The following is a 14,130-nucleotide window of genomic DNA, read 5'->3' on the forward strand; positions in this document are numbered from 1 at the left end:
AATCTCAATAATACTAATCCAAAAATTCTTTGAGTATTGTTGAAAAATTTCATAAATAAAAAGACTGCTTAACTTAACAACCATCTGTGAAAACAACAGATGACTGATGAAAATTAAACAGTCTTTTATAATTTCTATATCTTTATTTTAAGCACATGTTTCAGCTTCAGCTTTTACTTCTATATTTTCTGCACCAAGCGTCTTCATTTCAGCAGTAAAAATAATGTGTGTAATTATTACTGAAAGGAAGTCGCTCACCGGACCAGCAAGCCAAACCCCTGTTAATCCTAAAACCTCTCCTGATGGAAGTGGTATTCTTGGAAGAATTAAAAGACATGGTATTAATAAAATAACTTGTCTTAAAAGACTTAACACCATAGATTTTTTTGCTTTTCCTATACAAGAGAAGTAGTTCGTTCTTATGATTTGTGAAGCTACTAGCGGAATCATGAATAAGAAAATTCTCATTCCATGTTCAGTTATCTCAAGAAGAGCTGGATCAGTATTAAAGAATTTAACCAATACATCCGGTACAAACATTATTAACAGGAATCCTGTAGCCGCAATGATAGTTGCGAAAATCTGAGGATATTTTATTGCTTCTCTCACTCTGTCATACTTCTTAGCCCCATAGTTATATCCAACAATAGGCTGTACACCTTGGTTCAATCCAAAAATCGGCATACATATAAACGTGTTTACACTGCTTATAATGGTCATGGCTCCTATTGCCAAATCTCCACCATATGCTTTAAGTGCATTGTTTGATATTACCTGTACTACACTGGCTGCAACCTGCATAGCAAATGGTGACATACCAATAGCAAAAATTGCTAATACAAATTCTTTCTTTAATTTAAAGTTTTTAGCTTTAACTCTTAAATTCGCATTTCCTCTTAAGAAAAAGCTTATTCCCCAGATTGCTGAAGCAATTTGAGCAATAACCGTTGCAATAGCTCCACCCTTTACTCCTAGACCTAACCAGAATATAAAAATTGGATCAAGAACGATATTAGTAATAGCTCCTATGAGCATTGATGCCATTGCAATGTTAGGACTTCCACTTGCTCTTATAGTGTGGTTTAATCCAAAACTAAGCATATTGAAAATTGTTCCAACAAAGATTATCTTCATATAATCTTGCGCGTACACTAAAGTGCTATCACTTGCGCCAAATAATGTTAAAATATTTTTTCCCCATATTAATCCTATGGCTGTAATTATTAAACTTATTATGATAATTAAGGTGAACGCATTTCCTAATATTTTTTCTGCTTCATCCTTTTTATTCTGTCCTAGTCTAATAGATATAGTTGCTGCTGTACCAACTCCCACAAGCATACCAAAGCCTAAAATTATAGTTGATATAGGCATTGTAACTCCTATACCTGTTATTGCTAAATTTCCTACCTTAGGAATATGTCCAATAAACATTCTATCGATAATGTTATACAGAGCGTTAACTAGCATACCAACAATAGCTGGTATAGAAAACTTAAGTAATAACTTCGATATTTTTTCTTCTCCAAGTGCATTTTGTACTCCCATGAAGCTACCCCCTTCTTAAACTCAAAAATATTTTTCCCATAAAAAAACTCTATAGAAACTATAGATTTTATATACTAATCTTCTTATATTAAATATAAACTTACACGAATCAAATAATGCCCATAGAAGAAATTATACTCTATCCTCATAATTTTTTCAAATAAATATTTCGTTCTCCTAAAAGATTTTCCTTGGATAAACCTCATGCAATTCCCACATTTAAAAATTAACTTACTTATTTAAAATATCATATTATTTTGAATAAAATTGAATATTTTTCTATATTTTGACATAAATCTATTGTATAATTAATTCGTCACTTCAAGTTAATTTTTTCCATATTATTATTTTTAGAATTTAACTGTAAGGGGGTAAAGTTATGTTAGAATCAAAAATAAAATCCTTTGACGGCAGAGAATTATATTTAGTAAAAAGTCCTATAGAAACTCCAAAAGCTGTAGTAGTATTTGTCCATGGCTTAGGTGAACACCTTGGAAGATATAATTACTTAACTAAAAAATTTAACGAAGCAGGTTTCTCTGTTTATCGCTTTGACCATAGAGGACATGGTCATTCTGATGGTGCTAGAGCCTTCTATGAGGATTATAATGAATCAATTGATGATGTTAATCATATAGTTGACCTGGCTAAAAAAGAAAATCCAGATTATCCACTCTTTGTTCTTGGTCACAGTATGGGTGGATATGCCGTTGCCTGCTACGGAGTAAAATATCCTGATAAGGTTAATGGAATCATCATATCTGGAGGCTTAACCCGTGATAAGGCAGGCTTGATCACCAGTCTTTCAAGAGACTTAAATCCAATTATGTATCTACCTAATACATTGGGAAGTGTTGTCAGCAGAGATCCTGATGTTGTAAAGTCCTATGGGGAAGATCCATTAGTTTTAAAAGAAATCTCTGTGGGACTTTATTATGCATTATCCGACGGACTTCAATGGCTGCTAGATAACACTGCTAATTTCAATTATCCAGTATTAATCCTTCATGGTGGAGATGACAGAATAGTTTCCTGTGAAGATTCTATCGAATTCTATGATGCCATAAGCTCAGCTGATAAAGAATTAAAGGTATATGATATTCTATTCCATGAAATTCTTAATGAACCTGAAAAGGATGCAGTTATTGGCGATATTCTTAACTGGCTTAATAAAAGGTTATAACTTTTATTAATATAAATTTATTAATATAAATTTATTAATATATAAAAGGCTGTCTATTATTAGACAGCCTTTTATGTGCATATGATAATCTATGATATTTTATATTCTTCTTCAACATCGGTGTTATTTTTCAACTTATTCCAAACCTTTAAAGACATTAATCCTGATGCAATAATTGTTAAAACTATAAATACCGTATTCCAAATTGAATCTTGAAAACTTTCACCTATAAAGCTGTATAAAAATACTGCAGGCAAATTAGATAAAATAAAAGTTGAAATATATTTAAAATAACCAATACCTAAATATGCAGAAAAATAACAAATTGCATCCGTTGGTGCCACTGGACACAAAACTCCTAATGCCAAAAACTTATAATTATATTTCTCAACTAAATTCATAACATCTCCATGTTTTTTTGTGAGTTTCTCTCTAAAGCTCTTAAATAAGCCACTCCTCCCCACTAAAAACACTAAAGAATCACTTAATACTAATCCCATTAGTGACAGCACAACAGCCTCTGCTGGGGAGTACATTAACCCACCCAAAATCGTTAAAGTTACCCCGGGAATAGCTGCAACTAATCTTATCAGCCACAGTAAAATAAATACTGATGGTTTGATAATCCTAGCGTCGATACCGTCCCTTAAATTATTTATATTAGATTCAATTGAAATTCCATCACTAAATACAATGAACAGTAATATTACGGCTGCTAAAATACTAATTCCATATAAAAATTTCTTTCTCATTATTTCTACTATCTCCTTCGTTTAAAACAAAACACCTATTAATACCTGTAATAACTTTAATCAACAAATATAGCCACCTATATATTTACAACTACACTAAAACAACTATAGTAACATATTACCTTTTTATTGTTAATAATTTATATATAAATATATTAAGTTTTCTAAAACTCTTAAACCTATTTTACATTTATATCCATCGCATATATAAAAGAGCTGATAGTTTCTCCTATCAGCTCTTAACTTTATATTCTAAATAGATCTTCAAGCTCATCTTGATTCATTGAAGACAGTGCTAAATCCACATGCTCTTCCCCATCTAAAACCTGTTCAATGATTTCCTTTTTCTTCTCTTGAATGTTATAAATTTTTTCTTCTATAGTTCCTTTGGCAATAAGTTTAATAACTTCTACCGTATTTTTCTGTCCTATTCTATGAGCTCTATCAACGGCCTGTTCTTCTACCGCTGGATTCCACCATGGGTCAAAATGTATAACCATATCAGCAGAAGTTAAGTTAAGTCCAGTACCTCCTGCTTTTAAGGAAATTAAAAATACTCCCGGTTCTCCTTCATTAAACTCTTTTACAAGGTCCATTCTGCTCTTTGATGGTACAGAACCATCCAGATACATGGTCTTGATTCCATTTCTTCTAAGGTTTTCTCTTATGCTTCCAAGAATAGTTGTGAACTGTGAAAATACCAGTACCTTACGATTATTCTCTAGAGCTTCTTCTAAAATATCATAAAGAGCCATATACTTTCCGCTGTCTCCATCATAATTTTCAATAAATGAACCTGGGTCACAGCAAATTTGTCTAAGTCTTGTGATAAGCGATAAGATTTTCATCCTGCTCTTATTAAAGCCTTTTTCCTTAATCTCCTCATCCATTTCCTTCTTAAAGGATTCCACATAGGAATAATATAACTTCTTCTGCTCTGTGGTCATATCCACCACGATTTTATGTTCAATCTTTGGTGGAAGTTCCAAGGCAACATCCTTTTTAAATCTTCTTAGGATAAATGGTCTGATTAGCTTTAAAAGCTCCTGAAGCGCTCTTTCATCCTTTTCCCTTACAATAGTTCTTTCAAAATCCTTTGTGAACTTACCGTGAGTTTTAAGGTATCCAGGCATTATAAAGTCAAAGATTGACCAAAGCTCCGTTAAAGAGTTTTCTATCGGAGTTCCTGTCATTGCAAATTTATTTCTTGCTTTAATATCCTTAACGGATTGAGCATTTAAAGATGTTGGATTCTTGATATATTGAGCTTCGTCAATAATACATAAATCAAAGTTCTGTTTTTCATAAAACTCTATATCTCTTCTTATTAAAGCATAGGAAGTTATGATAACATCATACTCCTCAATGCCCTCCATTAAAGCTTCTCTTTCCTGCTTTCCACCACTTACGGCAATAACCTTTAAGTCTTTAGAGAATTTTTCAAACTCCATTACCCAGTTATACACCAAAGATGTTGGGCAAACTATTAAAGCTTTGTTTGTAAGATTTCCTTCTTCTTTTTCTGAAGTTATAAAGGTTATAGCTTGAAAGGTTTTTCCAAGCCCCATCTCATCTCCAAGAATTCCACCAAAGCCACAAGCTGAAAGAGTTTTAAACCACTTGAATCCTGTAACCTGATAAGGTCTTAACATATCCCTTTGTCCTGATGGTGGTATATATTCATTACTGTTAATATCCTTAATGGTATCTACTAGGTTTTTAAATTTTCTATTCCTACTTACAAAACCAAGACTGCCTCCATTAATTTTTTCATCAATATATAAAGATGCATATTTAGGTATAATAACCTCTCCACCGGCTAGCTTATTACCTGAAATATCAAATTGATCCATTATGGAACTAAGGTCATCTATTTCATTATTCGCTAAAGGAAGAATTGAACCATTTTTAAGCTTATGGAACTTTCTTCTTTGCTTAACTGACATTAGAACGTCCTTTAATTCTTCCTTGGTAACTCCTTCTATTGAGAAATCAAAAGCAAGAAGGTCTGCTTCATTTAGTCTAATAGACGATTTAAACATCTTAGAGTTTAATATTTTAATGCCCTTAAAAGCCTCCGAATAATAAACTTCTCCAAGCTCCATTAGCTCTTCAACTCCATAGGTCATAAACTCAACTAAATCATCTTCATCTTCAATGACAAGAAGATTTCCTTTAACCACAAAGCTTAAATCCCTTACTCTGTTTAAAATAGCAGTCTCTTTAGGGACATTTCTAATAACAACATCCGCTGCCGCTTCATCTTCAGTAAGATTGTTTCTATATTTATTATAGGATTCATCCTTAAATTTACCTGTATCTTCATTTGGAGAATGCTCAAACACCTTATCTCCGTATGTAAATTTGATTTCACAGGAAATTCCTTCTCTATCCTTATCAAGATAGAATTCTGCCCTTAAAGGCTCATCCCTAATTATCTCTTTTACCTTCTCATCCTTCATGACTAAAGGACTTAGCTGATTAAGCTTAGGAAGAAGAAAATTTGCCACATCGCTTATGTCCTTTTTCTTAAAGGATATGGTACTATCATGAGTCTTTTTAAAAGCCTTATATAAAGGTAAAAAGTCTTCCTTTTCTTTATCTGAAAGCATATATATCTTATTATTTAAATAAAATAATCCTGCATTTTCTGCAATAGCCTTTGGTGTATCTCCATTCATATCAATGCTTAGATTATCTCCATTCATAAACATGTAAAAGCTCATTGGCATACTTCCGCAGACAACCTCCACATCCTTAAGGGTTTCATCTACATAGTCCACGTTTATAGTTTTACCATTCTTTATGGTAAGAATCTTTCTCAGCTGTCCCTCCGTAAGAAATACTCTCTTACCACTGAAAAACACAGCTTTATTAGTATAAACCTTATTCATTACCTCTAAATTAAGATCATAAATTTCCTTAACTAAATTAAGAATGTCTAAATCATCTTTCCTAAAGGTATACTTGCTACTCACATACTGCAGTTCTTTTCCAAAGTTAAGAGTTCCACCACTTTTGAACATACACTCAATAAACTCTTTAATGTTTTTTACAACATAATATCTTGAAGCTCCAACCTTAAGCTCCATATGGTATGTATTGGTCTTCTGACCATGACCTACTTCATCTATGATTAAATTAACCTCAAGATTAAGGATTTGCTTATGAAAGCCCTTGGACTCCTTATCAAAGGAAGCTCTATACATATCTAACAGCTCTTCCTCACTAGATTTTTGAATATTTATCCCTCTTCCTCTAATTCCTTCTCTATTAAGCTTAATAAGTACTGCTCCAATATGCTTACACATTTTGTGCTCATGAAAAGCCTCACAGGTACAATTAGGATACAACTTATAATTCTTATTATTAATTAAAAGTGTTACCTTATAATTTTTCACATCATAAGCAGATTCTACAATGGATGTCACTGATAAAACAGTAGCAGAATTCTCATTAACCTTCATGGTTCTAACCTTATTTCTAAGATACATATCCATTGCTCTATTGTAGATTAAATTACCGCAAATCTCCTTAATCTCACTTAACTCTAAATCAAAACTCATAACTTCTCTCCTATATATCTCATGCATATTCCTGTTGTTGAAAAAATACTCTACCTTATATTATATACCTATTTTGCCTTTTAAATAAGCTATTTAATTAATTTGATTAATAATAAGTAATAAGCAAGTTAATAATTAATTTACTTATTATTACCTTGACTTTTTTTATTGCTATGGTAGTATTACCTTAAGAGTAATTAATAACAGTTATTACTAGCTATTAATTATCGATCACGAGATGAATTAAGGAGAAACAAATGAAGAAAAAATTTTTATCAGCAATTATCTGCTCAATGTTAGCAACAAGCATTGTTTTAACTGGTTGTGGCAATGATAGCCCAAATTATGAAGGAACATATACAGGCACAGCCTGGAAAGGACAAGCTGAGGGTGTAACCCTTGAAGAAGCAAAAGATAAAATTACTTCAACAATCACTGTAGACTCAAAAGGTAAAATTACTGATGCAAAGTTCGATTTCTTAGTTAATAAAGACGGAACTTGGATTACAAGAAACAATCCAGAGGCTACAGTTACAGTTGACTTTTCTGTAGACCCAACTGCTGCTACTTTAAATGGTGAGGAATCCACAAAAGGTGCATCAATGTTTGATGTTAAAGCTAATGATGCAATGTCTTTATATTCTGTAGCTGTGAATGAAGATGGAACAGTTTCTGTTATGTTAGTTGATGCTACAACTCGTTATCGATATGAAGCAAAGCTTTCAAAGGATTTCAACTTTGAAACAAAGCTTGCTGATGCAAAAATCGGTGAAACTTGGATTCCAACTGTAAGGGAATCAAGCGGTGGTGCAATGAAAATCACTGATTGGTCTGAAGTAAATGGAAAAACTATATTTGGACTAAGTCCATTCAACCATGTTATGACACGTCGTGGAGTTTTAGAAGGCTTAAGCGACGCTTCAACAATGAAGGAATTAGTTGAAGCTCTTGGAGTTACCTTTGAAAATGGTGTAGCTAAGCCAATGGAAGCTACCTATGGATATCACTCAAATGGTGGATGGGAAGGAAACTATACTGCTATATGTGAATTCTTAGTTGGAAAGAACATCGAAGAAGTAACAGGACTCGTAGATTACTCAGAAGAAAAATTTGCTAAAGCTATCAATGAAGATAACTTTTTTGGTATAGACGTTCCATCTGGTGCAACTAAAACTGTTCAGGATTCCTTTGATACAATCTCTGGAGCAACAGTTCGTATGTCTAGAGAAAACGAAGCTTACCAAAGAGCTTTAGTTGATGCTGGTATACTAAAAGAAGAAGACATTATAAAAGGACGTTTCTAAGAAACTATAAAATTAACTAAAGATAAAGTATAACTAAAGATAAAGTATAACTAAAGATAAAGTATAACTAAAGATAAAGTATAACTAAAGATAAAGTATAACTAAAGATAAAGTATAACTAAAGATAAAGTATAACTAAAGATAAAGTATAACTAAAGATAAAGTATAACTAAAGATAAAAATAAGCTATCCGCAATTAAGCGAGATAGCTTATTTTTATCTTTATAATTGAAGGAATCTAATTTACATTAAGAATCCGAATAAGATACTTCCGATTACAAGAACGATTCCTCCACCAAGTCTTGATGAAAGCTGTGCGTAAGCGATAAGTCCCATTCTGTCCGCAGCTCCAAGAACTGCAAGGTCTCCTGAACCACCTCTGTTAGCCATACAAAGACCAGCAGTGATAGCAGCGTCAACTGGGTAAAATCCTACGAAGTATCCAACAATAGCTGAACCAAGAATAGCTCCGATAACGATAGCTAATGCAATTACAACGTTTGCTGGTGTGATTGCTGCCATTAATTCTCCAAGATCAGTAGATACCCCTACTCCAACCATAATTATTAATATGATGTTTGAAGTAAAGAAAGATTGAAGCTTTTTAGCTCCTGCTCTAACTGGCGCTGGGATTATTCCTAGTGCTGCAGCTATAGCAACAAAGATAATCATATATGCAAATGAGTGTATTGCAACTCCACCGATTGTTGGAAGCAGATATTTACCAAATAAAGTTCCTAATGCATAGAAACCTAATGCTGTGAATAAAGCTGCTCCAAGGTCTTTCATTGAAGTTTTAACTTTTTCATCCTCTTTAGCAAGCTCTGCACTGTTTCTTATTAACGTCTTTCCGTCTCCAGTTAAGCTTGTCTTAACTTCTCCGATTTTCTTTAATATTGCAGCTGTAATTATTGCAAAGATATTAGCAATTGTAAGTACTGCTATAGCAAATGAGTAATAACCTTCTTTTGGAAGACCAGTTACTTGCTCATAGATCTGACTTAAAGGTACAGCTCCAGCTCCGTTACCACCACCCATAATAGGTAGAACATATTTTAAAGCTACTTCAGCTGGGTTTATTCCAAATAATAAACCTGTTAAGCATCCTAAAAGGAATGCTCCAGCAAGACCTCCAAGAATTGCAGGAATGTATCCTACAAATGATTTTATCATTAGCTTTCTATCAAGAGCTAATATAGATCCAGTGATTAATATTACGATGAATAATGTTAAGAAATCAATGTCATCCATTATTACATTAATAGCTCCAACATATTTTTCTGGTAATATGTTAAAGTAAACTAATGCAGCAGTTCCAAGGAAGGCTAATACTATACCCCCTCCAATGTATGAGTTCCAAAATGGAATTCTTTCTCCAATCTCATCAAAAACTATACCGATTGAAAGCATAAGTGCAAAAGTTCCAGCAAAGTCTGTTGGTAAAGCGCCTACAAATGCAGCAAAAATAATTATAACCATGAATCCAAGGCAGATTTTCCAATCAAGACCGAAAGGTTTAAAACTTCTCTTTTCTTCTAACATAATAATCCTCCTAAATGTATTATTTAACGTTTAGTAAAATGTTTACATAATCGTTATAAATTCATTATAAGTTACACCTTGTCCAACGTCTAATACCATATTTTCATGACCTATAACTAAAAAGTTATATTGTATACAATTTGCATGTATATGTATCTAAACTTTCAAAATGAATACAAAAGAACAACTTAAATATAAGCTGCTCTTTCACTATTCTTTATATCATTTATAGTTTCTAAAAACTTTTTTGCTGCTTCACTGGTATATCCATCTTTTCTATACCCTACGCCAGTTTGTATGTCGTATTTCTTTGGGAGATAGTAAAAATCAGGCTTTATGTGATAATCCATACTATCCTTTATACTTTCGTTCACAATGGCTAAACCTACACCTTCAGCACAAAGCTTAATGATTGCATTAATATTTCTCATTTCAAATTTAATTTTTGGATCTAATTCATAATCCTCAAAAATTCCATCTACAATATGTCTCATCTTTTGACCTTGATGCTGTATAATAAATTCTTCATCATTTAAATTATACTTCATATATATATTGTCAAAGGTTTTCTCCTTCCCCTGTAGGTTAAAGTAACCCGGTTGTGTAACTAAATAAAGCTTCTCCTGTTTAATTGGCATAAATTTTATTTTTTTATTTTCAACAGGGCCATTTAATAAAATCAAATCCAAATTTCCTTTAATTAAAGTCTCTTCTAACAAGCTTGTACTTTCTTCAATTATCTCCATTTCAATATTAGGATGCTCTTCAATAAACTTCGGCAAAATATGTGGCAGTTTTTGAGAAGCACCTGTGAAAGTTGTTCCAATTCTTAATAGTCCAGTATCTACATTTTTTATATCTGAAATTCTTCTAATTAAATCATCATTTAAATTTAAGATTTGCTGTGCAGTTTCTATATACGCTTTTCCAAAAGGCGTAAGCTCAATAGGAACAACACTTCTGTCAAAAATTTTCATCCCCAATTGTTTTTCTAAACTTATAACACACTTGCTAAGAGATGGCTGGCTGATAAATAGCTTTTCTGCTGCTTTACTTATTCCACCCTCTTCATATATGGCAAGTATATATTGTAATTGCTTAAAATCCATCTATGTCCTCCCCATATAACTCAATGAATAATTAGCTAAATCATTGCTACAACTAAAATCCTTATGTTCTAAAATTAAATCTTAACAATAAATACATATGTAATTGTATACATAATTCCATATTATTGTACTTATGTATACATTTAATTATATTATAAATTTCTAATATTTCCAATATTATTTTAAGAATTTTTAAAAAGCTACCCCCATGGATTGAGATAGCTTTTTAAATACTTTATTTATTTCTTCTAAAATTCAAATTCTTTAACTTTACGAACCACATCAATGATTGTCCCATCTCTATATTCAACCATGGCAACTACTTTATCCTCAAATTGAACTTCTTCTGGCCTTCCAACCAATCTGTATGCTTCTTCCTTTAGCTTTTCAATTGTCCATACTGGCACATCGATATCCTTTAAAGAATCAATTAAATCTTGTCTTCTAGGATTTATTGCAATACCATATTCCGTTACAACGATATCTACGCTCTCACCCGGTGTTGTAACACTTGTAACTCTATCACAAATAGTTGGTATTCTGCTTCTGAGTAACGGTGCAACGATGATTGTACACTTAGCTCCAGCTGCTGTATCCACATGTCCGCCCGGTGCTCCTCTTAAAACACCATCAGAACCAACAACTACATTTACATTGAAGTCAGTATCAACCTCTAACGCTCCAAGGATAACAAAGTCTAGTTTATTAACAAAGGCACCTTTGTTTAATGGATTTGCATATTGAGAAGTAGAAATCTCAAAGTGTCTTGGATTTGTATTTACAGATGCAATGGAATCCAAATCAAAGTCCTGTGCATCTACAATAGTTTTTATTAAGCCTTCCTTCATCAGTTCTACCATTGGTCTTGTGATTCCACCAATAGCAAACCCCATCTTAATATCTTTTTCCACCATGAATGGCTTTAAGAATCTTGTTACTGCAAGAGATGGACCACCACCTCCTGTTTGGAAGGAGAAGCCGTCTACAAAATATTTTGTATTTGCTAAAGCCTTTGCAGCATATTCTGCAATCATCAGCTCCCTTGGATTTTCAGTAAATCTTAAAAGAGCATTTGCAATCTTCTTAGGATTTCCAACTTCATCAACCACAACCACGTAATCAACATCTACCTGCTGAATACTTGGTGGGAAATTAGGAAAATCCACAAGAGTATCTGTAATAACCACAACTTTATCTGCATATTTTGAATCTACCATAGAATAAGATAAAACTCCGCAGTCAGATTTTCCACCTTTTCCCCTTGCATTTCCATAAGCATCAGAGGTTGGTGCTCCGATAAATGCCACATCTATGTGCACATCTCCAGTTTCAATAGCTCTAACTCTTCCACCATGAGAACGAATAATTGCAGGATTCTTAAGTTTTCCATGAGATATTGTCTCCCCAATTCTGCCTCTTACTCCACTTGTCTGAATTCCTGTTATAACGCCACTTTCAATATGTTTAACAATTGGATTATGTGCATCGCCTAAGGAACTTGCACAAATTGTTATATCTTTTATCCCCATTTCAGCAATAGTCTCAACCACCATGTTAACCACATAGTCTCCATCCCTAAAATGATGGTGGAAAGAAATTGTCATTCCATCCTTAAGTCCACTTTTCTCAATAGCTTCTCTTAAGGTTGGCACAAGCTTTTCTTCCTCTGGCTTCATTATAGCTCTTACAGTTGGACTTGCTTTTGTATAAACCTTGTCATGATAATAATACTGGCCTTGAAATACTTCTTTGCCATTAACTAATAACTCTTCTGGTATATCTCTACCTGCTTTATTTATCATTATAAATCCCCCTTATAAATGCCACATGCCTTTGCCGTAGCTATTACACGCTGAGCACCTTCAAGCATTGCTATATCAACCATTTGTCCATCAATAGTAAACACACCCTTGCCTTCTTCTTTAAACTCTCCAAGAGAAATAATTGTCTTTTCTGCAGTTCTTATTTCTTGCTCAGTTGGTGCAAAAACCTCATGTACTATTGGAATTTGTTTAGGACTTATAACGGATTTTCCATCAAAGCCAAGCTGCTTAATAAGTTCTACTTCTCTTCTGAACCCTTCCCAATCACTTAAATCTGTGTTAACTGTATCAAAACACATAATTCCTGCAGCTCTTGCAGCGATAATAAGCTGAGATCTCGCTCCAAACATCTCCATTCCATCTGGGTATCTTCTTGTCTGAAGAGTTCTCATTAAATCTCCTGCACCCACAGCAACTCCCATCATTCTTTCACTGCTTGAACAAATTTCATAGGCATTTATAATTCCTATTGGACTCTCAATAGCAGCCATTATCATAGTAGTTCCAACTTCTACTCCAAATTCTCTTTCAGCTTCTTCAATTAATTTTTCAGCTCTTTGAACATCTTCTCTTCTCTCACATTTTGGTACTCTTATAACCTCAATGCCGCAGGCAACAGCAACTCTGATATCTTCCTTTATATGTGGAGAATCTAATCCGTTAACACGAACTACTAATTCTATGCCTTTATAATCTATATTTTTTAAGGTATGAAATAAAGTGAATCTTGCTGCATCCTTCTGATTTTCAGCAACCGCATCCTCTAAATCAAAAATAATACAGTCTGGTTTATAGATGTATGCATCCTTTAAAAGGCTTGCATTTTGGGCTGGAAGAAACATCATGGTACGTCTTATTCTTTTTTTCTTCATTATTTTAAACCTCCCCATGGATAATTTTCTTTAACTCCAGCCGCTCTGAAAACAGCACACTGTACTCTAGCTTTTATAATACAATCTAATGCTCCTTTATCAGTAACTGTAACCTTAGCATTTTCAACCTTCATACTTCTTAAAGTTTCTACTACCGTTGCCTTTATCTGCTTTCCATATTGGTTCAATACGCTGCTCGTTATCGAAAGCTCCAATCCATCTTCATTTGGTTCAATAATAATTTGAACATCACTAGACTCTAAGGTACCAGCTGACGCTACATTTTTTAACTCCATTTATACCCCTCCATTTGAATAAACTCAGCCTGCATGAATTTCTGCATCACTCTAATAAAATTATAGGCATAGGAGGTGACTTTAGTCTAATACCCTATTTTCATAGGGGTATACCTTTTAAGCTATAGCCTGCAT

The 14,130-nt window shown here is 33.2% G+C and carries 10 protein-coding genes; 2 read left to right on the top strand and 8 right to left on the bottom strand.

The genetic code is table 11. The annotated features are described in order from the left end of the window. Positions 1-147: 147 nt before the first annotated feature. Complete coding sequence (locus tag BN1075_RS04245) at positions 148-1,548, bottom strand: MATE family efflux transporter (RefSeq protein ID WP_040191855.1); 1,401 nt, start codon at positions 1,546-1,548, stop codon at positions 148-150. 379 nt (positions 1,549-1,927) lie between these two features. Here BN1075_RS04245 and BN1075_RS04250 point away from each other — a divergent pair, with 379 nt between their 5' ends. Beyond that, the gene (locus BN1075_RS04250) at positions 1,928-2,731 is read left to right on the top strand and encodes an alpha/beta hydrolase (RefSeq protein ID WP_040191856.1); all 804 of its coding nucleotides are present in this window, start codon (positions 1,928-1,930) and stop codon (positions 2,729-2,731) included. Between the two features lie 89 nt (positions 2,732-2,820). On the opposite strand, the gene BN1075_RS04255 is transcribed toward BN1075_RS04250, so the two are convergent. Then, positions 2,821-3,483, bottom strand: coding sequence for a TVP38/TMEM64 family protein (locus BN1075_RS04255; protein ID WP_052406379.1), 663 nt, complete (start codon positions 3,481-3,483; stop codon positions 2,821-2,823). Between the two features lie 245 nt (positions 3,484-3,728). After that, the gene (locus BN1075_RS04260; RefSeq protein ID WP_052406380.1) at positions 3,729-7,049 is read right to left on the bottom strand and encodes a DEAD/DEAH box helicase; all 3,321 of its coding nucleotides are present in this window, start codon (positions 7,047-7,049) and stop codon (positions 3,729-3,731) included. A gap of 257 nt (positions 7,050-7,306) precedes the next feature. Here BN1075_RS04260 and BN1075_RS04265 point away from each other — a divergent pair, with 257 nt between their 5' ends. Then, on the top strand, positions 7,307-8,353 hold the full coding sequence (locus BN1075_RS04265) for a hypothetical protein (RefSeq protein ID WP_040191857.1): 1,047 nt from the start codon (positions 7,307-7,309) through the stop codon (positions 8,351-8,353). Between the two features lie 243 nt (positions 8,354-8,596). Here the strand turns inward: BN1075_RS04265 and BN1075_RS04270 are convergent, their stop codons facing one another. The 5 genes from BN1075_RS04270 to citD all read right to left on the bottom strand — a co-directional run bounded on the left by BN1075_RS04270 (position 8,597) and on the right by citD (position 13,995). Further along, positions 8,597-9,895 carry a 2-hydroxycarboxylate transporter family protein gene (locus BN1075_RS04270; RefSeq protein WP_040191858.1) on the bottom strand — a complete coding sequence of 433 codons (1,299 nt, stop codon included), beginning with the start codon at positions 9,893-9,895 and terminating at the stop codon, positions 8,597-8,599. A gap of 188 nt (positions 9,896-10,083) precedes the next feature. Next, positions 10,084-11,004: a LysR family transcriptional regulator gene (locus BN1075_RS04275; protein WP_040191859.1), complete on the bottom strand. Its 921-nt coding sequence runs from the start codon at positions 11,002-11,004 to the stop codon at positions 10,084-10,086. A 248-nt stretch (positions 11,005-11,252) separates the two neighbouring features. Further along, positions 11,253-12,806: a citrate lyase subunit alpha gene (citF, locus tag BN1075_RS04280; RefSeq protein ID WP_040191860.1), complete on the bottom strand. Its 1,554-nt coding sequence runs from the start codon at positions 12,804-12,806 to the stop codon at positions 11,253-11,255. Further along, entirely contained in the window at positions 12,806-13,699 is an 894-nt protein-coding gene (locus BN1075_RS04285; RefSeq protein WP_040191861.1) for an aldolase/citrate lyase family protein, read from the bottom strand. Before BN1075_RS04285 ends, citF begins: the two co-directional genes overlap by 1 nt. Then, positions 13,699-13,995 (bottom strand): citrate lyase acyl carrier protein, encoded by a 297-nt coding sequence (gene citD, locus BN1075_RS04290; RefSeq protein WP_040191862.1) that lies wholly within the window; start codon positions 13,993-13,995, stop codon positions 13,699-13,701. Before citD ends, BN1075_RS04285 begins: the two co-directional genes overlap by 1 nt. Positions 13,996-14,130: the final 135 nt, after the last annotated feature.

The organism is Clostridium culturomicium, assembly GCF_000821305.1.
Lineage (GTDB): Bacteria > Bacillota > Clostridia > Clostridiales > Clostridiaceae > Clostridium_J > Clostridium_J culturomicium.

What these genes read in the sequence shown, in the direction of transcription:
- BN1075_RS04245 (WP_040191855.1), bottom strand. Translation starts at nt 1,548, where the DNA reads ATGGGAGTACAAAATGCACTTGGAGAAGAAAAAATATCGAAGTTATTA.
- BN1075_RS04250 (WP_040191856.1), top strand. Translation starts at nt 1,928, where the DNA reads ATGTTAGAATCAAAAATAAAATCCTTTGACGGCAGAGAATTATATTTA.
- BN1075_RS04255 (WP_052406379.1), bottom strand. Translation starts at nt 3,483, where the DNA reads ATGAGAAAGAAATTTTTATATGGAATTAGTATTTTAGCAGCCGTAATA.
- BN1075_RS04260 (WP_052406380.1), bottom strand. Translation starts at nt 7,049, where the DNA reads ATGAGTTTTGATTTAGAGTTAAGTGAGATTAAGGAGATTTGCGGTAAT.
- BN1075_RS04265 (WP_040191857.1), top strand. Translation starts at nt 7,307, where the DNA reads ATGAAGAAAAAATTTTTATCAGCAATTATCTGCTCAATGTTAGCAACA.
- BN1075_RS04270 (WP_040191858.1), bottom strand. Translation starts at nt 9,895, where the DNA reads ATGTTAGAAGAAAAGAGAAGTTTTAAACCTTTCGGTCTTGATTGGAAA.
- BN1075_RS04275 (WP_040191859.1), bottom strand. Translation starts at nt 11,004, where the DNA reads ATGGATTTTAAGCAATTACAATATATACTTGCCATATATGAAGAGGGT.
- citF (WP_040191860.1), bottom strand. Translation starts at nt 12,806, where the DNA reads ATGATAAATAAAGCAGGTAGAGATATACCAGAAGAGTTATTAGTTAAT.
- BN1075_RS04285 (WP_040191861.1), bottom strand. Translation starts at nt 13,699, where the DNA reads ATGAAGAAAAAAAGAATAAGACGTACCATGATGTTTCTTCCAGCCCAA.
- citD (WP_040191862.1), bottom strand. Translation starts at nt 13,995, where the DNA reads ATGGAGTTAAAAAATGTAGCGTCAGCTGGTACCTTAGAGTCTAGTGAT.